The sequence below is a fragment of the Bacillus sp. FSL H8-0516 genome, assembly GCF_038635285.1.
Classification (GTDB): domain Bacteria; phylum Bacillota; class Bacilli; order Bacillales; family Bacillaceae; genus Bacillus; species Bacillus safensis.
In genome coordinates, this window is the sequence record NZ_CP152051.1 from 2,984,111 (window position 1) to 3,007,594 (window position 23,484).

General features: G+C 41.7%; 20 protein-coding genes and 1 riboswitch. Of the genes, 5 read left to right on the forward strand and 15 right to left on the reverse strand.

Going from position 1 to position 23,484, the window contains the following annotated elements:
- Nucleotide 1: 1 nt before the first annotated feature.
- The 9 genes from MHB67_RS15255 to MHB67_RS15295 form a co-directional block, all read right to left on the reverse strand.
- Entirely contained in the window at nucleotides 2-1,495 is a 1,494-nt protein-coding gene (locus MHB67_RS15255; RefSeq protein WP_122631908.1) for an altronate dehydratase family protein, read from the reverse strand.
- Nucleotides 1,492-2,949, reverse strand: coding sequence for a tagaturonate reductase (locus tag MHB67_RS15260; protein ID WP_342492613.1), 1,458 nt, complete (start codon nucleotides 2,947-2,949; stop codon nucleotides 1,492-1,494). The genes MHB67_RS15255 and MHB67_RS15260 overlap by 4 nt, the downstream gene beginning before the upstream one ends.
- Nucleotides 2,950-3,007: 58 nt before the next feature.
- Nucleotides 3,008-4,018: a LacI family DNA-binding transcriptional regulator gene (locus MHB67_RS15265; protein ID WP_073207414.1), complete on the reverse strand. Its 1,011-nt coding sequence runs from the start codon at nucleotides 4,016-4,018 to the stop codon at nucleotides 3,008-3,010.
- A 57-nt stretch (nucleotides 4,019-4,075) separates the two neighbouring features.
- Nucleotides 4,076-5,512: a glucuronate isomerase gene (gene uxaC, locus MHB67_RS15270; RefSeq protein ID WP_122631910.1), complete on the reverse strand. Its 1,437-nt coding sequence runs from the start codon at nucleotides 5,510-5,512 to the stop codon at nucleotides 4,076-4,078.
- A gap of 135 nt (nucleotides 5,513-5,647) precedes the next feature.
- Nucleotides 5,648-7,402 carry a HAMP domain-containing sensor histidine kinase gene (locus MHB67_RS15275; RefSeq protein WP_151862896.1) on the reverse strand — a complete coding sequence of 585 codons (1,755 nt, stop codon included), beginning with the start codon at nucleotides 7,400-7,402 and terminating at the stop codon, nucleotides 5,648-5,650.
- A gap of 3 nt (nucleotides 7,403-7,405) precedes the next feature.
- The gene (locus MHB67_RS15280) at nucleotides 7,406-8,128 is read right to left on the reverse strand and encodes a response regulator transcription factor (protein WP_024423448.1); all 723 of its coding nucleotides are present in this window, start codon (nucleotides 8,126-8,128) and stop codon (nucleotides 7,406-7,408) included.
- Between the two features lie 174 nt (nucleotides 8,129-8,302).
- Nucleotides 8,303-9,118 carry an ABC transporter ATP-binding protein gene (locus MHB67_RS15285; RefSeq protein ID WP_024423449.1) on the reverse strand — a complete coding sequence of 272 codons (816 nt, stop codon included), beginning with the start codon at nucleotides 9,116-9,118 and terminating at the stop codon, nucleotides 8,303-8,305.
- A gap of 20 nt (nucleotides 9,119-9,138) precedes the next feature.
- Nucleotides 9,139-10,161, reverse strand: a complete 1,023-nt coding sequence (locus MHB67_RS15290) for an iron ABC transporter permease (protein ID WP_048237425.1) — start codon at nucleotides 10,159-10,161, stop codon at nucleotides 9,139-9,141.
- Complete coding sequence (locus tag MHB67_RS15295; protein WP_342492614.1) at nucleotides 10,162-11,214, reverse strand: iron ABC transporter permease; 1,053 nt, start codon at nucleotides 11,212-11,214, stop codon at nucleotides 10,162-10,164.
- A gap of 259 nt (nucleotides 11,215-11,473) precedes the next feature.
- Here MHB67_RS15295 and MHB67_RS15300 point away from each other — a divergent pair, with 259 nt between their 5' ends.
- Nucleotides 11,474-12,412 (forward strand): iron-hydroxamate ABC transporter substrate-binding protein, encoded by a 939-nt coding sequence (locus MHB67_RS15300; protein ID WP_151862895.1) that lies wholly within the window; start codon nucleotides 11,474-11,476, stop codon nucleotides 12,410-12,412.
- A gap of 250 nt (nucleotides 12,413-12,662) precedes the next feature.
- Here MHB67_RS15300 and MHB67_RS15305 read toward each other — a convergent pair whose 3' ends face one another.
- The 3 genes from MHB67_RS15305 to MHB67_RS15315 all read right to left on the reverse strand — a co-directional run bounded on the left by MHB67_RS15305 (nucleotide 12,663) and on the right by MHB67_RS15315 (nucleotide 15,214).
- The gene (locus MHB67_RS15305; RefSeq protein ID WP_151862894.1) at nucleotides 12,663-14,069 is read right to left on the reverse strand and encodes an amino acid permease; all 1,407 of its coding nucleotides are present in this window, start codon (nucleotides 14,067-14,069) and stop codon (nucleotides 12,663-12,665) included.
- Nucleotides 14,070-14,260: 191 nt separating this feature from the next.
- Nucleotides 14,261-14,439: riboswitch (Lysine riboswitch) on the reverse strand.
- A gap of 121 nt (nucleotides 14,440-14,560) precedes the next feature.
- Entirely contained in the window at nucleotides 14,561-14,704 is a 144-nt protein-coding gene (sspJ, locus tag MHB67_RS15310; RefSeq protein ID WP_024423454.1) for a small acid-soluble spore protein SspJ, read from the reverse strand.
- Between the two features lie 81 nt (nucleotides 14,705-14,785).
- Nucleotides 14,786-15,214 carry a MarR family transcriptional regulator gene (locus tag MHB67_RS15315; protein ID WP_024423455.1) on the reverse strand — a complete coding sequence of 143 codons (429 nt, stop codon included), beginning with the start codon at nucleotides 15,212-15,214 and terminating at the stop codon, nucleotides 14,786-14,788.
- Between the two features lie 171 nt (nucleotides 15,215-15,385).
- Here MHB67_RS15315 and MHB67_RS15320 point away from each other — a divergent pair, with 171 nt between their 5' ends.
- From MHB67_RS15320 to modB, 4 genes are all read left to right on the forward strand, one after another.
- Nucleotides 15,386-15,871: a metal-dependent hydrolase gene (locus MHB67_RS15320; RefSeq protein WP_024423456.1), complete on the forward strand. Its 486-nt coding sequence runs from the start codon at nucleotides 15,386-15,388 to the stop codon at nucleotides 15,869-15,871.
- A gap of 124 nt (nucleotides 15,872-15,995) precedes the next feature.
- A complete protein-coding gene (locus MHB67_RS15325; protein WP_073207432.1) occupies nucleotides 15,996-17,846 on the forward strand; it encodes an LTA synthase family protein in 1,851 nt (616 codons plus the stop codon).
- Between the two features lie 114 nt (nucleotides 17,847-17,960).
- Nucleotides 17,961-18,737, forward strand: a complete 777-nt coding sequence (gene modA / locus MHB67_RS15330; protein ID WP_103131614.1) for a molybdate ABC transporter substrate-binding protein — start codon at nucleotides 17,961-17,963, stop codon at nucleotides 18,735-18,737.
- Nucleotides 18,737-19,402 (forward strand): molybdate ABC transporter permease subunit, encoded by a 666-nt coding sequence (modB, locus tag MHB67_RS15335; protein ID WP_025094109.1) that lies wholly within the window; start codon nucleotides 18,737-18,739, stop codon nucleotides 19,400-19,402. Before modA ends, modB begins: the two co-directional genes overlap by 1 nt.
- A gap of 39 nt (nucleotides 19,403-19,441) precedes the next feature.
- On the opposite strand, the gene MHB67_RS15340 is transcribed toward modB, so the two are convergent.
- The 3 genes from MHB67_RS15340 to MHB67_RS15350 form a co-directional block, all read right to left on the reverse strand.
- Entirely contained in the window at nucleotides 19,442-20,287 is an 846-nt protein-coding gene (locus tag MHB67_RS15340) for an aldo/keto reductase (RefSeq protein WP_151039898.1), read from the reverse strand.
- Between the two features lie 69 nt (nucleotides 20,288-20,356).
- Nucleotides 20,357-21,226, reverse strand: coding sequence for an ROK family protein (locus tag MHB67_RS15345; RefSeq protein ID WP_342492615.1), 870 nt, complete (start codon nucleotides 21,224-21,226; stop codon nucleotides 20,357-20,359).
- Between the two features lie 64 nt (nucleotides 21,227-21,290).
- Nucleotides 21,291-23,306: a Na+/H+ antiporter gene (locus MHB67_RS15350; RefSeq protein ID WP_103131617.1), complete on the reverse strand. Its 2,016-nt coding sequence runs from the start codon at nucleotides 23,304-23,306 to the stop codon at nucleotides 21,291-21,293.
- Nucleotides 23,307-23,484 lie beyond the last annotated feature (178 nt).

The following is a 23,484-nucleotide window of genomic DNA, read 5'->3' on the forward strand; positions in this document are numbered from 1 at the left end:
CTTAAAGTGTGACACCTGTTTTGAAAATAGCCAGCTCTCTAAAATTGTTTTTTTCATGATTTAACAGCTTCCCGCTCGCCACATCAATGACAGTTGAAATGAATTTTTCTAATACAATATCTTCTGGTACATCTTCAAGCAGTTCTCCAGCATTAAAGTCAATCCAGTGCTTTTTTGTTTCATATAAGGCTGTGTTTGTTGAGATCTTCATTGTTGGCACAAACGTACCAAATGGTGTCCCCCGGCCTGTTGTAAACAAGACCATTTGACAACCAGAAGCAGCCAGTGCAGATGAAGCAACCAAATCATTACCAGGTGCACTTAATAGGTTCAATCCCTTTTGTTTCAGCAGCTCTCCATATTTCAATACATCTTTAATATCAGAAGTACCTGCTTTTTGTGTACAGCCAAGAGATTTATCCTCTAATGTCGAAATTCCACCTGCTTTATTTCCCGGGGAAGGATTTTCATATACCGGCTGTCGATGATCCATGAAGTATTGTTTAAAGTCATTGATCATTTGCACAATATTGTCGAAAGTCTTTTCTGATTCCGCTCTCTCCATTAAAATTGTTTCTGCTCCAAACATTTCGGGCACTTCTGTTAACACTGTCGTGCCGCCTTGAGCAACAATAAAATCGGACAGTCTGCCTAAAAGCGGATTTGCGGTAATACCAGAGAATCCATCTGATCCTCCGCACTTCAAGCCAATTTTCAGCTCAGATAACGGAATGTCTTCACGATGATCTTCTTTCGCCGCATCATAAATTTCCTTGAGTAAAGCGACTCCCGTTTCTATCTCATCTCCTACTTCTTGGCTTCTTAAAAATTTCACTCTCGTACGGTCATATTCACCTAAAGTGGACTGAAAATCCTCAATGTCATTGTTTTCACAGCCAAGTCCAAGAACGAGTACTCCTCCAGCGTTAGGGTGCTTCACCGCATTTTGTAAAATGATTTTGGTATTTTCATGATCGTCCCCAAGCTGTGAGCATCCATAATTGTGCTTTAATACGAGGGCTGTTTCAAAAGGATGGATGTTTCCACCCATTTCAGCGGTGAATATTTGGATCATTTGATCGGCGATACCATTTACGCATCCAACGGTAGGAACAATCCAAAGCTCATTGCGGATTCCGCTTCCGCCATTTTTTCGTTTATATCCTTTAAATGTAAGATTCGTTTTTTCATAGGGGTTTTCTGATAATGAAGGCTGGTATTCGTATTCTAGCTTGCCAGATAGATTGGTTTTGATATTATGCGTATGCACCCATTCTCCAGCAGAAATGGCAGTCACTGCATGACCAATGGGATAGCCATATTTGATAATATTCTCTCTTTGCTTGATTTCAGCCAATGCAAACTTATGACCTTTGGCGACGGCCTCTTTTAAGATAATCGTATGTCCTTGATGCTGCAGCTCCTCCCCTTGCTCAAGTCCTTTTAAAGCAATACCGACATTATCTGAAGGGTGGATGACAATAAAGTCTTTCATGCTTTCTCCCCCTGACTTTCATATTGATGAAGCATCATTCGATGAACAGCTGCTCTCATCCCATGCGTCTGTATGAGGCTAAGCTGATCAGCTACAGCTTGACTCAATCCATTTATATCTGTTAAATCTCTGCCCCATAATGACTCGCATGAAAGAATTTTCGCTGCAACTCCTTCATTAGAATGGTTTTCCTCTTCCCATGCTTCCTTCATGAGCGTTAGCACAGTTTCATCATCATTGACCCTTCCTGCATGTGCTCTGTAGAAATAAATGAGACTGCTAAGTGAAAACACAAGTTTCATTGGCAGCTGTTTCTTTCGCTCAACATAATCAAGCAATGACGGAAGATTACGGGTTCGGAATTTGGATACCCCATTCAGTGCAATATCCAGCAATTGATGCTTTACAAATGGATTGCAAAAACGATCCCAAACGGATTGTGTATAAAGAAGAAGCTCATCTTCAGGGAGTTCAAGCCCTGGAAGTACTTCCTCCTCCAGCATACGCCGGACGAACGGACCAACATGCTCATCATCCACAGCTTCTTTTACAGTTTCTAAACCGCATGAGTAAGCAATCGGCACCATCGCTGTATGTGCACCATTTAAGATTCGTACCTTGCTCATACGATAAGGCGCAATATCCTCTACAAAAAGTACATTTAATCCTGCTTCTTGAAAGGGGAGCTCCTTTTGTACAAAGGGAGGCGCTTCAATGACAAAAAGATGATAATATTCTGCCGTGACAAGCAATTCGTCGATATACCCTTCCTCCTTTTGTACAATTTCAGCCGCTTCCTTAGAGAATCCAGGGACAATCCGGTCCACAAGTGTATTACAAAACGTGTTGGCTTCCTTAATCCATGTAATAAACGCAGGTGGCAGTTCCCACTCATCTGCCATACTGATCACATATTCCTTCAATCGATCACCATTTTGTTCAACCAATTCACAAGGCAGAATGATCAGTCCTTTCTGCTCATCTCCAGCAAATGTTTTAAACCGGTGATACAAGAACGCTGTCAGCTTTCCTGGAAAACTGGCTTGCGGCCGATCCTCCAAACGATCCTCTTTTCTGAACACAAGTCCTGCCTCTGTCGTGTTTGAGAAGACAAAGCGAAGATTCGGTTTTTCCGCTACGTGTAAAAACTCCTCGTAATCCGTATACGTACTAATTCCTCTGCTAATCGATTGGATGATCATACGTTCATTCATTTCTTGCTGGTCATGATATCCCTGAATACATAATGTGTACAAGCCATCTTGTTCATTTAAGGCTGCTACCGATCCTTTTCGTGGAGGAACAACAACCGCTCTTCCTTTAAAATCTGTGCAGTCGTTTAGCTTCTGGATGTGCCAATTGATAAATCCTCGCATAAAATTTCCTTCGCCAATCTGCAAAATCGTTTCCGGATACTCAGCCGCCGGGTATATGGCTTTTGATAATCGTTTCAAATGGATTCCCCTCTCCAAGAAATATGCACACGTGAACATTTTTCTAAGAAGGTGCTGATTACTGCACCTTTTTAACTGAATCTCTGATCATCAGCTCTGTGTGGACATACACTTTTTCCATATGATCCTCTTCTTGCTCTTCACCGTTTATTACTGAAAGGATAGCTTCTGCTCCAAGTGCACACATTTTTTCAATCGGTTTTTTCACCGTTGTCAATGCAGGTGTAGTATAGGACGAAAAAGCAATATCATCAAAACCAATAATAGAAATATCACCTGGACACGTTTTGCCTTTTGCAAATAATGCATTCATTGCACCAATCGCCATGTCATCGTTTGAGCAAAAGAGCGCTGTTGGCGGTTCATCAAGGGCCAGCAGCGACTCCATTGATTCATAGCCGCTTTTCATATGATAATCGCCTTTCATCATATATTCTTTCTTCATAGGTATTTGGTGATCAATTAACGCTTGCAGGAAACCAGCTTTTCTTTCTTGAGTTGATTTAAAGCCTTCTTTCCCTTCAATGATGGCGATTTGTTCATGACCTTGCTGAATGAAATGGTGTGCAGCCTGGTAAGCTCCTTGACTATCATCTGCTAATATATTCATGACTTCATGACTTTCTACACGGCGATTCAGCACAATGATGGGAATGCCCTGTTTCTTTACATGATGGATAAACGCTTCATCGTGCTCGCTTTGGCTCATAAGCAAAATGCCATCGTAGCGTTGTTTATGAATGGTTGTGTAATCGTGAAAGTCGTCAATTCCTCTTACAAAAAGATTATAATGCTCTGTCATGACGCTATTGACACCTTTTAACGCATCCACAAAGAAGCTTGAAGATGTCCCTTCTGTTAAACTCGTAAAAAACAGACCGATTGTAAATGATTTTTGTGAAACAAGGCCTCTCGCATGGACATTCGGTGAATAATTCAGCTGTTTTGCAATCGACAAAATCTTTTGTTTTGTCTTCTCCTTAATAAAAGGACTGTTATTCAAAGCCCTTGATACCGTGGTATGAGAGACGTTTGCCAATTTTGCTATGTCTTTAATTGTGACTGTCATGCTATTCCGCCTTTTATGATTTTTTACCATCTTATCATAAAACCGCTTTCATTTTCTTCATGTCATTTTGTTTGGATGCTTGAGCTGCTTTGCCCGGTCAAATTGAAAATACTGTCTGGCATTTTCATAGCTGATTCCTTTCACGATTCCCCCTAACAGTTCAAGATCATAAGGGGCTTCTCCTTTTTCTACCCAATCTCCGATGATATCGCAAAGCAGTCTTCGAAAATATTCATGCCTTGTATATGACAAAAAGCTTCGTGAATCTGTCAGCATCCCAATGAAACGGCTGATCAGTCCAATACTGGATAGAGCCATCATCTGCTCTGTCATCCCTTGTTTCGTATCATTAAACCACCAAGCTGTGCCGTGCTGGATCTTCCCAGGTGTCGTCCCATCTTGAAAGCTTCCAGCCAATGTGGAAATCACAACATTGTCCCGAGGATTCAAGGAATAGAGAATGGTTTTTGGCAGTGCCTGTTCTTGTTCTAAACGATCCAATATTCGGCAAAGTGGCTTGGCAATGTCTTCATCATTCATCGCATCATACCCTGTATCTGGTCCAAGCCGCTCAAACATTTTCGTATTGTTGTTCCTAAGCGCATTGATATGCAGCTGCATTGCCCAGCCCCGCTCATAGTAAGCCTGACCTAGCTGAATGAATGTTTGTGTTTTAAATTTGATCTTCTCTTTTTCTGTCAATGAATGCCCAGACATTCTTTTATGAAAGATGGCTTCCACTTCTTCTTCCGTCGTTTCTTCAAACGTCATTTCGTTAATAGCATGATCTGAGATCAAGCAGCCTTGTTCATGGAAAAAATCAATTCTTGCGAGGAGAGCTGTCAAAAAATCTTGATAGGATTGTATTGAAGTAGATGAAGCCTCTGCCAGTTCGTGAACATACACTGTAAATAGGTGATTCGTTATATCGAGTGCCTTGTCAGGCCGAAATCCGGGCAGTACTTGCACAATGAATCCTTCTTCCCGCAGTTTTTGATGATAGCAAAGCGAATCGACTGGATCATCTGTTGTCACGACTGTTTCAACGTTCGATTTCACAATAAAGTCTCTTGCACCAAAACCCTCATCTTGCAGCTTTTCATTTACTTTTTGCCAGATGATGTGTGCGGTTTTTTCGTTTAAAAGTTCTTCAACTCCAAAATATCGTCTCAGCTCTAAATGAGTCCAGTGATAGAGCGGGTTTCCAATGGTCATGGGAACGGTCTTCGCCCACGCCAGAAATTTCTCATAGTCTGAGGCATCCCCTGTGACGTGCGATTCGGGTATGCCATTTGCTCTCATGGCACGCCATTTGTAATGATCTCCGTAAAGCCATGCTTCGGTGATATTATGAAAGGTTTTATTCTCATATATTTCTTTGGGGCTTAAATGACAATGGTAATCTATAATTGGAAGGTCCTTTGCAAACTCATGGTATAGCTTTTCCGCCGTTTGACTGTTGAGTAAAAAATGCTCATCTAAAAAGGCTTTCATCAAACTCCCCCATCTCTCTTGTAGATAAAAATAATTTGTTCACGTTAACAATTTTATTGTAACCGTTTACAAAATTGATTTCAATCCTAAAACAGGAAAAAACGATCTCCTTTAGAAAAGAAAATCGTTTTTTGGCTATTTTACAGGTGATGATTTTTTTAGGATAATCGCAATAGTTGTTCCAATGCCTAGTTCACTTTCAACTTGAATATCACCGTCATGCAGCAAGACGAGCTCTTTTGCTATCGCAAGCCCGAGACCTGTTCCGTTCGTTGGATCGTTTGTATTTGTCCCTCTGTAATAGCGGTTAAATAGGTGATCCACCGTTTCCTGTGCCATTCCGCGGCCATTGTCTTTCATTTCGATTCGAACTTCTTCATTTGTTTCAGATAAAACAGCTGTAATATGTGTGCCTTTTTCGTTATGCTTCACTGCATTCGCCAGCAGGTTCTCAATCACTCGTCTGAACCATGCTTTATCGATCTCAAATATGACACCATCTGTTTGATCTTCAAAGGAGGATGGATAATCCTCAGAAGAAGAGCTTCTTGAAAACTCGTCCATAATGGAAGCTAAAAATTCTCTGAGTTCAACCGGTTTCCGATTAATAGGCAGGGCACCATTCTTCAATCGGTACGTGAGGTTTAAATCCTCAATCAGTGTTGACATGTATTCTGATTTCTCACGAATCACCTGTCCCATTTCCATGACTTCTTCCTTGGACCATTGATATTGATCGGATTCAAGCATGAGTCCATAGCCATAAATCGTACTTAGAGGCGTTTTCAAATCATGAGACAATCCTGCAATCCATTCTTCCCTTGTGGTTTGAATTTTTCTTCGGTTTGCTTCATTCTCTTTTAATGTAAGCGTGAGCTGCTCCATTGTTTTTAGGATATCCTCAAATAATCGGTATTCCCGCTTAATACGGCCTTTTTTATTTTTGCTGACTGGAATTCCCTTTCTATTTGTTGGTTCCTGCAATTTATTTTTTGATAAGAAAATCAGCCAGCGAATAATGTGATAAATTGGCAGCCCATAACGATACGAATACCATAATGTCATGACAATAATAATAGTGAGTGCAAGACCTGCAATTAAGATGGTTGTATATTGATTTAAAGCGTCTCTCTCTTTATCGTAAAGCTCGTCCGGGCTGTATACTTTATTTGGTACCGAAACAATAATATACAGGTTTTTATTCACTTTCATATAAGACAGATCACTTCTAAACTCCCAAGGCTTCGATTGATACTTGAGCAGTTCAACATCTGTTACGTTATGTTTCAAATCGGTGTTGGCTCGAATGCCTTTTAAATATTTTCCTTCGTCATTGAACAAATGAACTGATCCATTCATTCTCTTCAAGAATTCTTTCGTTTCAACCGAATATTGAGATAATGCAGCCAAATTTTTCTCGTGCTGTTTCAGATAATTGGCTACCTTCGTGCTGTTCGTTTTGAACCCATATAACACAGTAAAACTTTCTTGATCAATCTCAATTGGCCAGAAGTACATCTTGTAATCTTTAAATTGTCTTTTTTCAAAGATCTTGATCATTTCATCCTTTTGATAAGATGTTGGAATTGATTTAGGGCGGTGATAGCTATAAACGGTATTCTTCTTTGAATCAATCACTTGCAGCCAGCCGTCTCTTTTTTCCACTGCTTGCTTGAGCTGATCGTCGGCTTCCATTTTTCCATCCTCGTTAAAATAAAGCCAGCTCATGAGTGTATCTCCATCAGCTTTTGTTAAACCAGTTTCGGTCATGTTCTCATAGTATTTATTTAAATATAAGTTCTCAGAGAACGTATTGCCGATCGTCAGAATGGCAATCACAATAAACATTTGTCCGACAAAGTGAAAGAAAAGTTTTGCTCGTAAATTCATAAATTATTGAAGGACCTTTGCAGGGTGCGGTATAAATTTATATCCCATACCACGGATCGTCACAATATATTCTGGCTGACTCGGATCTAATTCAATCTTTTCTCTCAGCTTTCGAATATGAACCATGACAGTGTTGTTATCACCATATGATGGGACGCCCCATACTTTCTCATAGATTTGATCTTTTGAGAGTACCACATTCGGATGGTCACAAAAGTACTTCAGCAAAGAAAGAAGCTGAGCAGAACATGCCGTCACCTCTCCTCTTACTTTCAATTCGGCTGCATGAGGATGATAGGAGAAATGGGCATAATGATATTGGCTTTGAGTGTCTTCTTGTTCCTCCTGTAAGGAGATATATGTTCGATTTAGGTGAGCCTTAATTCTAGCCACTAGCTCCAGCGGGTTAAATGGCTTCGTGATGTAATCATCTGCCCCTTGTGCAAAGCCCGTCAGTTTATCGACATCAGACGTTCTTGCAGTTAAATAGAAAATAGGCACTTTCGTTAACTTTCTGATTTCAGGCAGAACGTCAAAGCCAGACTTACCGGGCATCATTACATCTAGAAGTAAGAGGTGGATGTCCTCGTTTTTGACAATATCTAATGCTTCATCTGCATGGTAGGCTTTATAAATATGCTTGAATCCTTCTTTTTTTAATACGCGTTCAACCATTTTCACAATTGCTTCTTCGTCATCTGCAATCAATATTTTTGCTGTTTCCACGCATCTCTTTCCTTTCTAGCATGATCTCTAACCGTATATTACCATTGTCTAAAGTAAAAAAGTACCTCTTTTCTGCATAAAAGCGAAAAAATATCAACTGGAGAAAATGGCAGGAATAGAAAGTTTCAAACATGCAAAAAAACCCGGTAGCTGCACCGGGTTTCTATACATCTATTATCCATTCACAGCTTCTAGCTTTCGTTCATGATTCATTAAGTCATATGTTAAACAGATCGGCTTATTCGTTCTAGGATCAAGCACAATTTCTGCATCAATATGGAATACCCGACTGAGTACATCTTTGGTCATGACCTCATGAGGCGTACCATCTTTTATGACTTTCCCTTGATTGAGGGCAATCATGTAATGTGAAAAACGCGCCGCATGATTCAAATCATGGATGACCATCAACACAGTTCGGCCCTGCTCTCTATTTAAGCGTTCTAACAGCTGAAGAATTTCGAGCTGATGTGCAAGATCCAAATACGTCGTAGGTTCATCTAATAAGAGCAACTCTGTTTCTTGGGCAAGTGCCATCGCAATCCATACACGCTGACGCTGTCCGCCGGAAAGTGCTTCAATTGGCCGATCATGAAAAGCAATCATTCCCGTTTCCTCAAGTGCCCACCTAATGATTCGTTTATCTTCATTTGATAAGCGGCCAAACCCATTTTGATGCGGGAAACGTCCATATGACACGAGCTCATACACTGTCAATCCACTTGGTGCTTCGGGCGTTTGCGGTAAGATCGCCATTTGTTTTGAAATTTCTTTTGTCGGCGTCTCATGGATAGCCTTGCCATTTAAGTAAACAGCTCCTCGATTGGATTTCATAATACGAGACATCGTTTTTAAAATGGTTGATTTCCCGCAGCCATTCGGTCCAATCAGTGTTGTCACCTTGCCTTTTGGGATACTGACATTCAAATCTTCTACAATCAAACGGTCTTGATAACCGATACAAAGCTTTTCTGTTTCGAGTGATTTCATATGTTGTCTCTCCTTCCTCATTAGTTCGATTTCATCAATAAGTAAATGAAGTAAGGTGCGCCTAAAGCAGAAACGACAAGGCCAACTGGCACTTCTGATGGTGCAAGGATGACGCGGCCAATTGTATCTGCCAGTAATAATAACAGCGCGCCAATCAGCGCGGAGGCCGGTATCATTCCTTGATGCTTTGGCCCAACAAGCTTTCTAGCTAAGTGCGGTGCGGCTAATCCTAGGAAAGAGATACTTCCTGCAACAGCAACACTCGCACCTGCTAATGCAACGGCAATCAGCATGAGAAGGCTTCTTTCTTTATGAACAGAAATGCCCAATCCATAGGACAGCTGATCACCTAAATTCATAATGTTTAAGTAGCGTGATCTGACAAGCGCTAATATTAGGAAAATCAGCATCCATGGCAGAACAGATAAGACGTACGTCCAGCTCGAGCCATAAATGCTTCCAGATAACCACACGATGGCTTGGTTAAAATCATTTGGGCTCATTTTCAACTGGATGACCACAATTGCTGCTGAAAACGCAGCATTCACACCAATACCAGTTAAAATCAATCGAACAGGTGTGATGCCTTTTTTCCACGCTAACACATAGATGAGAAATGCAGCAAAGCCTGCACCTACGAACGCGAAAAGCGGCAGTACAAAAATCGTAAAATCACCTAAATTTGTCATCGTGCCTTGAAATGCAAAGATAAATAGCACAACGGCAAAACCAGCACCGGCATTGACACCGAGAATACCCGGGTCAGCTAAACCATTTTGAGAAACACCTTGCCAAATCGCTCCTGATACAGCGATAGAAGCGCCGACAAGTAAAGCGATGACCATTCTTGGAAGCCTGAACTCGAATAATACGAGTTCATCCATTTCACTTCCGAATCCAAAAAGTGTTTTCAATGTATCCATCGGAGAGATTCGAATTTCTCCGGTATTTAAACTAATGAGAAACACAGCTACGATCGCGAAAAAGATCATGAGCATCGTTCGTTGATATTTCTTTTTCTTTGCTTGCTGCACCATTTCCATTTAAATCCCGCTCCTTTCACGTCTAGCTAAGTATAAGAAGAAAGGAACGCCTATAATCGCTGTAATGGCACCGACTGGCGTTTCAAACGGAGCGTTGACCAGTCTTGCAGCAATGTCTGCATAAATTAACAAAGTGGCCCCTAAAATAGCGGAGCATGGGATAATCCAGCGGTAGTCCACTCCAACCAAGAATCGAATGACATGAGGGATCACAAGCCCAATAAAACCAATAGAGCCTGCTACCGACACGGCAGCACCCGTTAAAAGAATAACAACCAATATACCAAGCACCTTGACCGTTTTTGTATATTGTCCAAGTCCTTTCGCCAGTTCTTCACCTAAGCTCAAAACCGTGATCGAACGGGCAAGGATCATTGCAATGATTAGTCCTGCAATGGCAACTGGAATGATGATATGAATGTTACTCCAATTCACACCTGCCACTCCGCCAGCATACCAAAAGCTCATATCTTGAGCGACGTCAAAACGGATGGCAATGGCTGAGGAGATGGAGCTCAAAAGTGCTCCAACCGCTGTACCAGCTAGTGCGAGCTTTACAGGAGTCAGCCCCCCTTTTGACATAGTACCGACACCAAATACAATAGAGGCACCGAGTGCGGCTCCAACAAATGACCAAAGAATTAATGTAAAAGAAGATTGGCCAGGGAAAAATGCTAATGCAATGGCAATCGCAAATGCGGAGCCATTTGTCACGCCCATAATCTCAGGTGACGCAAGCGCGTTTCTTGTCATTCCTTGCATAATGGCACCTGATACGGCTAAAAAGGCACCGACGAGGGCAGCTCCAGCTGTACGCGGCAGCCTCAATTCCCGAATGATTTGATGTGAAGTTTGATGTGGATCAAAATGAAAAACGGCTTCCCATACAGTCTGTAGATGAATGTTTGCCGCTCCTAATGATACTGATAAAAAAAGACCAAATGCTAAAGCGATCATTCCTATGATGATAACAGCTGCTGTTCCAAAAGGCTTCGTGACAATATCGATCGTATCATCGCTGGCTGGCAGCTGTTTATTCGATTGTGAGCCCAAAACCAGTCTCTTCCTTTCCGTTCATGTCTATTCTGTATTAGTGATAATGATTATCAATCTCGAAGTCTAGTATATCACTTTCTTTTCTTTTTGAAATCACTGTTCTGATAAATTTCTTTATTTTCGGCAAAAAACTGTGAGAATTTCATCATTTTTCTTTTGATTCTAAATTAGCCGATGCATTTTTGTTCCTACCATGTTACGATAAAATTGAAAATGAGAATCATTATCAAAGGAAAGTGAATAGGAGAGAACTTTTGTGAAAAAACGAACTGGATTTCTTTTGATTTCTTTATCCATCCTTATGATCTTTACAGCCGCTTGCGGCAGCACTTCAAATAAACAATCTGCAGCAAAAAAGAATGACATGATCACCTATCAGGATGCCAAAGGTGAAGTGAAGCTACCGAAAAATCCGAAACGAATAGTGCTTCTTGCAGAAAGCTATTACGGGGACCTCGTCACGCTCGGCAAGACGCCGGTTGCTACAACATCACCCATCTTTAAAAACCCTTTTTATAAAGGGAAAACAGATGGAGTGGAAAATCTCGGAAGGACCCCATCAGTCGAAAAGGTAGCCGCTTTGAAGCCAGATATGATTATTGCATGGGGAGAAGACGAGAAGTTTGATCAATACAAAAAAATCGCCCCAACTGTAGCGGTTAAATACAACCAATATTCCTTCAAAGACCAGCTAAAAGAATTCGGTAAAATGACAGATACACCAAAAAAAGCAACAGAATGGATCACGAAATGGGATACCAAAATTGCTGAGGTGAAACCAAAGGTAACAAAAGCGGTCGGCAGCAAAACGGTTTCGATCGTATCGCCATTTGATAAAGGTATTTATATTTTTGGAAACACCTTCGGCCGCGGGGGCGAAATCATTTATGACGAGCTGAAATTAAAAGCACCGAAGGACGTCAAAAAAGAAGCGATCGACAGCGGTGTCGGCTATGCAAACATTTCTCTTGAGAAGCTGCCAGAATTCGCAGGCGACTATATTTTCACAGGTCCATGGAGCGGCTCAAAAAGTAATGGTGACCAAGTGTATCAAAGCAGCATTTGGACATCACTTCCTGCCGTCAAAAATAAACGTGTATTTGAAATAGATCCCGTCGGTTACTTCTTTAATGACCCAGTGTCACTAGAAGGTCAGCTAGAGTTCATTGTAGACCGATTGACATCTGCATCATAAAAAAACGTTTCTCCAGAGATGGAGAAACGTCCAAATTATTGACAAAGGGATAAAATGAGCTTTATTTTAGCCCTTTGTCTTCTTTTCAGCGTGATAGAAAACCTTTGCAGCCCTAGGAAGGACGAGCACCGGAGCGGAGCGAATTGAACATTCGTGAGCACCGAAGCGCAGACCTGACAACGAATGCGAGGGTTTGTCTACACGCTGAACGTTTCTCCAGAAATGGAGAAACGTCTTCCTTATCCTAATCCTATACCGTTTCTTTGGCAAATCCTTTTGACATAAGTGGATAAAGCAAAATACCCACTAAGAATAGACCGATTCCAAGACCAAAAGTTTTCAAGTCGGCTGTTCCTGAAATAATGACCCAAGCTGAATATCCCATCGCAACAAGTGCAATGATACCGTCTCTTGTTCGATTTCCTTTTTGAAGCTCATATGTGTCACCTAGCATGATGACCTTAAAGCTGTAGATGGAAGACACAATATACGGAATAAGATACGCAAGTGTCGCTGATGTGGTTAAAAAGGTAAAAGCTTCATTAATCGTACGTGACATCACAGAGAAGATAAACAGCTGTGACATAATATTTGTAACAGTCAAAGCGAAAGCAGGGCTTCCTTTTTTGTTTGTTTTTGCAAATACTGCTGGAAAATCACCAGCCTTTGCTGCTTGATACGGTACTTCTGAACCAAGTAAAATCCAGCCAAGCATCGAACCAAACAAACAAATAATCGCCAGCAGCGCCATGACAATTCCGCCAGCTGGCCCAATAATAAGCTGAAGCACATCCACGAATGGTTTGTCAGAGCCTTGCAATTGATCATGCGGCAGAACGCCCATTGTAATCAATGTGATAATCATGTAGATCGAAAGTGCGATTAAAAGACCTGTAATCGTCGCACGTTTCACATCACGCTGTGAGGATGCTCTTCCTGATAAAATGACAGCTGATTCAATCCCAATAAATGCCCATAGTGTGGAAATAGCCGCATGATGAATTTGGCCACCAAGTCCGAGCACTCCTTCTCCGCCTGTTTCAACTGGGAAGTAATAATGTTCAAATAATGCCGTTTGAAATGCAAATAATCCCGCTACAATAAAAAGGACGAATCCAAGCACCTTCGAAAAGGTCGTAATAAAATTCAATTTACTTGCAGCACTTAAGCTAGTGATTAAAATAGTATGTGTTCCCCATAGAAGAAGGGTACATACGATAAACGTCATGAGCTGGCCAAGTGTGACCGCTTCTTTTCCAAAGGTAAAAACTTCAGTCTTCACGGTGAGAATAGGGAAAAAAGTCGTCAAATAACCAGCAAGGCTTGTAATAATTGCGACATTACTAATCCAGCTTGCCACCCAATATCCCCAAACCATTGTAAAACCGGCCGCTTTCCCTTTTTTCGGATCTTTAAAAAGCGCCCTAGCATAACTCTGTGGTCCAGCCGTCAGCTGCGGCTTATGAATGGACAAATGCCCAAATACAAGCGCAATCATCAGCACACCGCCGCCTGTGACAAGCCATGCCATCGTCACACCTAAAGGACTGGCGTGCTGGGCAAGTGTACTTGGCAGCATAAAGATGCCTGAACCTACCATATTTCCGACGACAAAAGCCGTCAATAACCAAAAACCCCATTTTTTTGTCTGTTCCATTTCCGTACCTCCGTTTTATTCACTTTGGACCAGACCCGGCAGTATCTTCATTGATATATTTGTGAAGCAATGACTTGCATTCTTTATGTTCATCATGGATTACTTATTCACAGCATACCCTTATTTTTGTTACGCAGAACATAAAAAAAAGCCTGAACAAAAGTCCATGCTTTTCAAAACATACACCTTGATCTCCGGATAGCCCTCCACGCTTCAAAGACGTGGCAGTCCTGCATTTATTCAATGCAGACCCAGCATAAAGAAAGTTGGAGCTCTCTTTACACTTCGGCGCTGATGCCTTTTTTCTCATGATCTACGATTCCATCTCTCCTATGAGTGACTCATCATCCGCGCAACCTCTACCTCACTGAGACATAGCGTGAGGATTTCTATTCATTTTTACTACACGAAGGTTATCAAACATTCTCACATCTGTCAAAGGGAAAAACATAGAAAAAAGGCAGAGAACGGTTTCTCTGCCCTTTACCTGCTTATTGTTGATTGTTTTTCTTCTTTTGTACAGCTTCCTGAAGCGGATCGCCTGCTAGCTCTTTACTTGCTTCCTCTAACAGCTGATCTACCTGCTGATGGTTTTTCTCACTTTTCGCCTTTTTATCCTTTTGGAAAAATGACATCGCTGTTTCCTCCCTTTTCATAAAATGCGGTTGCCTGTTTAATTTGCGCTACAGCGCTCAGCATTATACAAGGGAAGAGGCTCAATCATCATGAAAGGTCTGTCTCATTTTTTGCAAGTACGACAGAAAGGTTTTTAAATCATCCTTTGTGAAGTCTGACATCATATGCTGAATCACTTTTCCGAAAAGACGTGTATGCTTTTCATAAATCGCCATCCCTTTTTCCGTGACTTCTAAACGAACAAGTGATGAATCGTCCTTGTCCCGTTCTCTTTGAATATAACCCTGCTCACATAATTTATTGAGTGCAATAGAGGCTGCACCAGGGTTTAAAGAGAGTCTTTGCTTCAGCTCTTCGGCATGTGATACTTTGCCTTGTATCAAAATAGAAAGAGCATAGATCTGCGGGGGCGTGATGTCTTTCTCTAACTCAAGTAACTTGCGGTTTAATTTACGGCTGACTTCATAATGTACAAGAACAATTTCTTTTAAAATGTCTGCATTACCCATCCGAATCGCATCCTTATCGTTAGTATCAACATGACTTCTCCCTTATTATAGAATGTTTTTCCATTCAGCCAACCATTTTGGCCTCTTTTTCTTTAGAAATAAGCCTTGCTGAATGAATTCACCCTTGATATAGTGAGTACTTGAACTAAAGATAGAACAGGAGTACGCATCATGACAGGAAAAACACACATCATGGGCGGAGTTGCCGCCTCTACAGCCGTTGCCTACTATTATGGATTAGACCCAGTGACGATGGCTGCTGCTGGATCAGTTGGTGCCCTGATCCCTGATCTTTGCCATACAAAAAGTAAAATCGGCAGAAAATTCCCGCTGCTCTCGGCACTGATCAGCAGTGTATTCGGTCATCGCACGTTTACACACAGTTTATTATTTTTGCTGATCATTTATTTTCTAGCGACAACATACATTCCAAATGACAGCCTAAGTATCGGTTTACTAGTCGGGATGGCAAGTCATCTGATCCTGGATGCAGGAACAGTGAACGGGATTAAATTTTTATTTCCCGCTTCCATTAAAGTGCGTCTTCCCTTCTATGTCAAAACAGGCAGCACAGGAGAACAAGTCGTACTAGCTGCTCTTACCGTCGTTACCTGCTATTACATCGCCGTCATCTGCGGCATATCCATCCCATTCTAATGAATCAAAAAGAGTTTTTCCGAAAAACACAGGATATGAATTGATCATTCCTCATTTTTTTAGTAGGTTTAAGATAAGTGTTTTTGCCTTGCAGCTGAATACAGAATGGTGAGGAGCTACATAAATGAAAGCGTTCTTCAAAAATCACTGGTTTTTAGTGTATTCCATCCTCTTCATGTGGATGAAAACATACATCATATATCAATTCGGATTTCACATAAGAACGGCCAATCTGTTTCATGAATGGCTGCTTTTGATCAATCCACTTAGCTTTTTGCTCCCTTTGTTTGGGATTGCTCTTTTTTTAAATGAAAAGAAGCAAAAGATTTTTTTATTGACCGCAAATTTTATTTTGACGGCGATTCTCATAGCGAATACGATCTTTTATGGATTTTATATTGATTTCATTACGATCCCTGTATTATTCCAAGCGAAAAACATGGGGGATATGGGCAGCAGTATGACAGAATTGTTCCACCCGCTGTTTTTGCTGATGCTCATTGATTTCGTGGTACTGGCATGGCTGTTAAAGCGTAAACCTTTAGCACCAAAAGCCTCCTTCAAGACGATCAAAACATATTATGCCGTGTGCTGCAGCTTTCTATTGTTTCATGTCAGTTCAGCCATGATGGATCACCCTCGTTTTCTGACAAGCTCTTATGATCGAGAAGTGATTGTACGAAACCTTGGGCTGTTCCAGTTCCACCTGTATGACGGCGCTGCCCAAACAGCGCGAATTGGACAAAAAGCCTTTGCAGATGAAGATACACTTTCAACCGTAGCAAACTACACAAAGGCTGATTACAGTGCACCAAACGAAGAGTACTTTGGACTTGCTAAAGGCAAGAACGTTGTGTTCATTTCACTCGAATCAACCCAGCAATTTGTCGTTGATCAAAAGGTGAATGGACAATACATCACCCCCTTTTTAAATCAACTCGCTAAAAAGAGTTTTTATTTTGATGAATTTTATCAGCAGACTGAGCAAGGAAAGACGTCGGATTCAGAGTTTATTGTCGCAAATTCCCTCTACCCATCTAGCAGCGGCGCTGTCTTTTTCACAGCGAGTGACAACGAATATGACACGTTATATAAGCAGTTGAAAAAAGAGAACTATCAATCCGTCCAATTTCATGCGAATAATAAAACGTTTTGGAATCGTGATGTGATGTATGAATCGTTTGGAATTGACCACTTTTATGATGTCGATTCGTATCAAGTCAATGAACAGAATTCAACTGGCTGGGGCTTAAAGGATATCGACTTCTTTGACCAATCCATTGATTATTTAAAAAAGTTGAAGGCACCTTATTACAGCACGTTCATTACCTTGACCAATCACTTTCCATTTGAAATCGATCCAAACGATCAATTGATTGATGAATATGATTCGTCCAGCGCCATTTTAAACCGCTATGTGACGACCGTCCGCTATCAGGATGAAGCCATTAAGACATTTTTTGAACGTATGAAAGAAGAAGGACTGTATGACAATACAATGTTTGTTCTCATGGGGGATCACTATGGCATCTCCGAGGCACATCATCAGGCAATGGCAGAGCTGCTCAATAAAGATGAAATCACACCGTTTGATGCTGTGAAATTGCAGCGGGTTCCCTTTTTGATTTACATTCCGGGAGTCACAGACCAAGCACCGCAGACAATTTCTGAAACAGCTGGGCAAATCGACGTGAAGCCGACACTCCTGCACTTACTCGGTATTGAAACGAAGGATGCCATTCAATTTGGCAATGACTTATTTTCAAACGAACGGACGCCTTTTGCTGTTTTGAGAAACGGAAACTTTATTACAAATGATTATCTCTATACAAAGAACACCTGCTATGATCAAAAAACAAAAGAGCCTGTTGAACAGGATGAGGTGTGTCAGCCTTATATCGAAAAAGCCAATAAAGAGCTTTCCTTATCAGACAAAGTGATCAATGGGAATTTGCTCCGTTTTTATCAGCATTAAAAGTCGCCTTCTGGCGGCTTTTCTTTTCTCTTTTTACTGAAAGCCTATGAATGGTCAAATAAGTTTGCTTATAATAAAGGATACAGATGATATTGAATAATAAGAGGTGTGAACATGAAGTATGCGTTCTTCGCCTTCATCGCCATCTGTTTGCTCCTGAGCGGGTGTCAAACAGAGATGAAGTCATCGGATACAACCAAAAAAACTGAGCTTGTCATTTCAGCTGCGGCAAGTCTTCAGGATGCACTAAAGGAAATTGAATCCACTTATAATGATGAGCATCCGAATGTGACATTAACAAATAATTTCGGGTCATCCGGCGCATTGAAGCAGCAAATTGCGCAAGGGGCAAAGGCCGATCTCTTTTTCTCAGCAGCTGAAGCGCCCTTTGATGAGCTTGTGAAATCTGGAGACATCGATCAACATTTTATCAAGGATGCTATCCAAAATGAGCTTGTACTCATTGTGCCAAAAGATCAATCTTCCTCTATTAAAAGCTTTCAAGACGTCCAGCATATAAAAGGAAAGGTTGCTCTTGGCACACCTGAATCCGTTCCTGCTGGTACATACGGCAAAGAGATTTTCACAAAGCTGAACATCTGGGATCAAGTGAAAAAGAACGCTGTGTACGGCAAGGATGTGCGGCAGGTTTTAAGCTACGTAGAAACAGGAAATGTGGAAGCAGGTGTTGTGTATAAGACAGATGCCCTCGTTTCCAAAAAAGTAAAGATTGCAGCTGAAGCCAATCAGGACATGCATTCCCCGATCATTTACCCAGTAGGGATCGTAAAAGGGACAGAACATTTAGAGGAAGCCAAGTCCTTTTTTCAATTTCTACAATCAAAAGCAGCCAAATCCATTTTTAAAAAGTACGGCTTTCAAGTGACATAATGCCCATGCTCACTGAAGAATTCCTTTCTCCCATCTGGCTGTCCGTGCAAGTTGCCGTTGTGAGCGGGCTGCTGGCAACAGTTTTTGGTACAATGATTGGCTATTGGATGGCGCGAACTTCATTTAAGGGGAAAATGATCGTAGAAACGCTTTTGATGATGCCGCTTGTCCTTCCGCCAACAGTTGTAGGGTTTTTATTGCTCGTCATATTCGGAAGGCATAGCTTGATCGGAGGCGTGATTGAATGGATCTTCCACCAACCTGTCATTTTTACATGGTGGGCGGCGGTAATTGCATCAACGGTTGTGGCATTCCCGCTTATGTATCAATCAGCAAAAGCCGGATTTTCAACCATTGAGTCAGATATTGAAGGGGCTGCAAAAGTAGATGGTGCTCATTCATTCCAAGTCTTTGCCTATATAACAGTACCACTTGCCCTGCCTTCCCTCTTGTCAGGCAGCATCCTCAGCTTTGCCAGAGCCCTTGGAGAATTCGGGGCGACCTTAATGTTTGCCGGCAACATCCCAGGAAAAACGCAAACACTCCCAACCGCTATCTATGTGGCAATTGATTCTGGACGAATGGAGCTTGCTTGGGCTTGGACGATTTGTATTGTGATCCTATCTTTTATCATGCTCTTGGCTGTGCGCCGAAGCAGTACGTAAAAAATCCTCTTTCTCATATAAGAAAGAGGATTTTATTATTTATTCAAACCCAACCGTCATCGTCTCTGGATTTGAGCCGACGCGTTCGTTATTGTTTAATGCATCGATTTTTTCCATGTCTTCTTTGGAAAGCTCGAAGTCAAAGATGTCTGCATTTTGTTTAATGCGTTCTTCATTGATTGATTTTGGAATTGTCACGACACCGCTTTGCAGATCCCAGCGCAAGATGATTTGAGCAACAGATTTGTTGTAGCGTGCAGCAATGTCTTTCAATACGTCATGATCTAATAGCTTCCCTTGCATCAGCGGAGACCATGCCTCAATTTGAATGCCTTTTTCCTTTGCATATTGACGCAGTTCAACAAGTGTCAGTTTCGGATGAAATTCAACTTGGTTCACAGCTGGAACAACCTCAGCATCTTTTAACAGCTCTTCTAAATGCTGAATGTAGAAATTGCTGACTCCAATGGCTCTGACTTTCCCATCTTTATAAAGCTTCTCAAGTGCGCGCCATGTGTCTTTAAATGTATCTGCATTTGGTCCAGGCCAATGAATCAAATAGAGGTCTAAGTAATCAAGACCTAATCGGTTTAAGCTTGCGTCAAACGCTTCAAGCGCTTTTTCATAGCCTTGATCTGTGTTCCATACTTTAGATGTGATAAATAAGTCTTCTCGTTTCACGCCAGATTCTTTAATCGCTTTTCCTACGCCTGTCTCATTTTTATAAACAGCTGCCGTATCAATGCTGCGATATCCGTTTCGTATGGCTGCTTTTACGGCATCTACCACTTGATTGCCGTCCTCCACTTTGAATACACCTAAACCAAACCAAGGCATTTCGACTCCGTTATTCAATGTTACGGTATCATTCAAGCTTTTGACCATTTTAACAACCACCTTTTTTATAAATTCCATCTCTTTCATTATCTCATGTTGTGTTTCAAAACTCTATTATCAGGCGTTTCTCTTCGCTTCGACGGCTAAGAGCAGTGCACCTGTCATGCCAGCCTTGTCCTCAAGCCCGGGGGAGACAATGTATGTATCAAGCGGCGGCATATCCACATAATCATTGACATAAGCAGCCAGCTTCTCTCGAATGAGTGGGAATAGCTGCTTTTGCTTCATGACGCCTCCGCCCATGATGATGCGCTCTGGGCTTAAAATGAGTGAGTACTGCATAAGCGCCTGCGCTAAATAATCCGCTTCAAGTGCCCAAACCGCTTCTTCCTGCGTAAGCTCTTTGGCGGGTTTTCCCCACCTTTTCTCAATCGCTGGTCCAGCTGCCAGCCCTTCTAAGCAATTTCCATGTGCCAGACAGACACCTGCAAACGGATCTGATTCATCCTGTCTGATAAGGATATGTCCCATCTCAGGATGTGAATGGCCGTGTAGAAGCTCATTTTTCACAACAGCTCCCGCACCAATGCCTGTACCGACCGTGATATACAAACAGCTGCTTAGCCCTTTGGCTGCCCCTTTTGTTAATTCACCTAGTGCTGCGGCATTGACATCTGTTGTAAAGGATACTGGGACACCTAATTGCTTCTCAAGCTCAGGAATGAACGGATAATGCTTCCACTCCACTTTCGGCGTGTTCATAATATAACCGTATGAAGGATCATCCTTTTGAACACAAATGGGTCCAAAGGAGCCAACCCCTAATGCTGCAATGTCATGCTGCTTAAAAAATGGAATAAGCTGCTGTATTGTTTTCTCTGGGTGCTCTGTTGGAATCGTCATTTCCTCTAAGATGTCTCCACGCTCATTGCCGATTGCACAACAAAATTTTGTACCTCCAGCTTCAATTGCTCCATAATAGGCCATCATTGATCTCCCCTCTGTTCGTTCTCTTTCTTCATCATAAAACACGAGGGAGAAGATGACAACATCACGTATTGGTTAGCAAAACAGCCTCCATGTCATTGATATACTCCCTTAAATGATGGGCAATATCACGATTGATCTCACCATCTTCATATAAGGTTTGAATTTCATTTCGAATCGACTGTACAGCTTGGAAGTTAAGCTCTTTTTTCTTCCGGTCAAATGAACGGTCTTTTTGCTGGAAGAAGCTTGGACCGTGTTCACAGCGGTAAATCACTTGGTTGTAAAAACCAATCACTTGGTGGCACGTTTGCTGGTTTTCATCTGTCATATGCTGTTTGATCGAGTCTACCGCAGCCTCAGCCGTTTTCTTACGGATTTGTTTGTACGCGTCCTCTTTTTCTAAAATACCGCTTGAAATGTGCTGATTCGGCCGCCATAATTGCAGCCATTGAAGCAAGCGGAGAAACTTCACCTTTGAAAAACGGATTTTGAAGGAGTTTGAATACAGCATTTCCAGCTCATGAAATCTCTCTTGCAGCTCATAGGCTTCTTCCTTGTCAATTTTCTCTTCATCGATTAATTGTTGAAGTTTCATCTGTTCTGCTTTGATGCCGTGCAGTCTGATTTTTCGCTCTTGTTTTCTCATCCCGAATTGGTATGGTTCACGCTGGATATTTCTCAGCTTCATTCGGTAATCATTGATGAGTGCAAGGGATACTTCCCTGTTGTCCTCATTCATCCCTTCTTTTAACGTTTTAATCGCGCTTCTCAGCAGCTTCCGTTTCGCATGCTGAATCTTTGTATCCAAGTCCACGTCGACTTGTTTGTCTTTTTTCTCAGATAAAAGAGGCAGTAACACACTGGCTAAAATGAGTGTACATAAGATGACGCCTGCTGCGAGGAAGATAATCAAATGCCGCTCTGGAAATGGTGATCCGTCCGCGAGCGTAAATGGGATAGAGAAGGCACCGGCTAATGTCACAGCTCCGCGGACACCAGAGAATGTCATGAGCATCGAGGCGCGAAACTTCGGCTTTTTCACATTTTGCTTTTTTGTTGCACTCCATTTTCCTGCCCAGAACAGCCATACCCATAAGAACCGCAGCACCATGAGACATAGCGTAATAATTAAGATGTAACCAATCACCTGCATGTTGTTAAAGGATTCATCTTGGAAAATAACTGTAGATACATCTGGAATCTGCAATCCAAGTATGACAAAAACAAGTCCGTTTAAAATAAATAAAATAATATTCCATGTGTTTGATGAAGCGATTTGCAGTTTGGCTAAATTCGCTTCCATTCGGTCTTGCTCAATGGCATGTGTCACACCGCCTGCCACAACGGCTAAAATTCCGGATACACCGATTTCTTCCGCTGCTAAATAAATCACAAATGGTGTAAGGATTTGCAGGATGATATGCATTGTGACATCGTCCATTCCTAAACGGCGGAGAAAATAGCGAAAACGAATGATAAAAAAGGATAGAATAAATCCAGTCAATAACCCGCCTGCTGCAATCAGTACAAAACTAAAGGATGCCTGAGCAATTGAAAATGCTCCCGTCACCGTTGCAGCAATGGCAAATTTAAAGGCGACAAGTCCTGATGCATCGTTCATCAGCCCTTCGCCTTCAAGCAGTCTCATGATGCCCTTTGGCATATTCACACGGCTGGATAAAGCACTTACTGCCACCACATCTGTCGGTGATAAAATTGCTGCAAGCGCAAAAGCGGCTGGAAGCGGTATGCTTGGAATCATCCAATGAATGGTATATCCCGCTACAATGACGGTCGCAAACACTAGACCAAGCGCTAAAAGAAGAATTGGTGCTCTTAATTTCCATAGCTCATCCCTTGGGGTACGCTTCCCGTCATTAAATAACAGCGGCGCAATAAATAGAACGAAGAAGAGTTCAGGATTTAAAGAAATATGTAAACCTGAAGGAAAAGCTGCCACCAATATTCCTAAGCCCACTTGAATTAACGGAACGGGAATAAAGGGGACAAAACGATTGATAATATTAGATACTGCAATGAGTGCCAGTAGTACGAGCACTGCCAAAAAAATCTCCACTAGTACATGTCCCTCCTATGTATATTTTTCGTCAAGTTTTGCTTACATGCAAAGATGTGTTCATTTCATCCATCCGTCCGCTCAGAAGTGCTTCTTTAGTATTCCGCAAAAAGTGAAACCAACACATAACAATCCATCTAGGCAAAAAAAGGCTGAATCTAGATATTCAGCCAGCTGA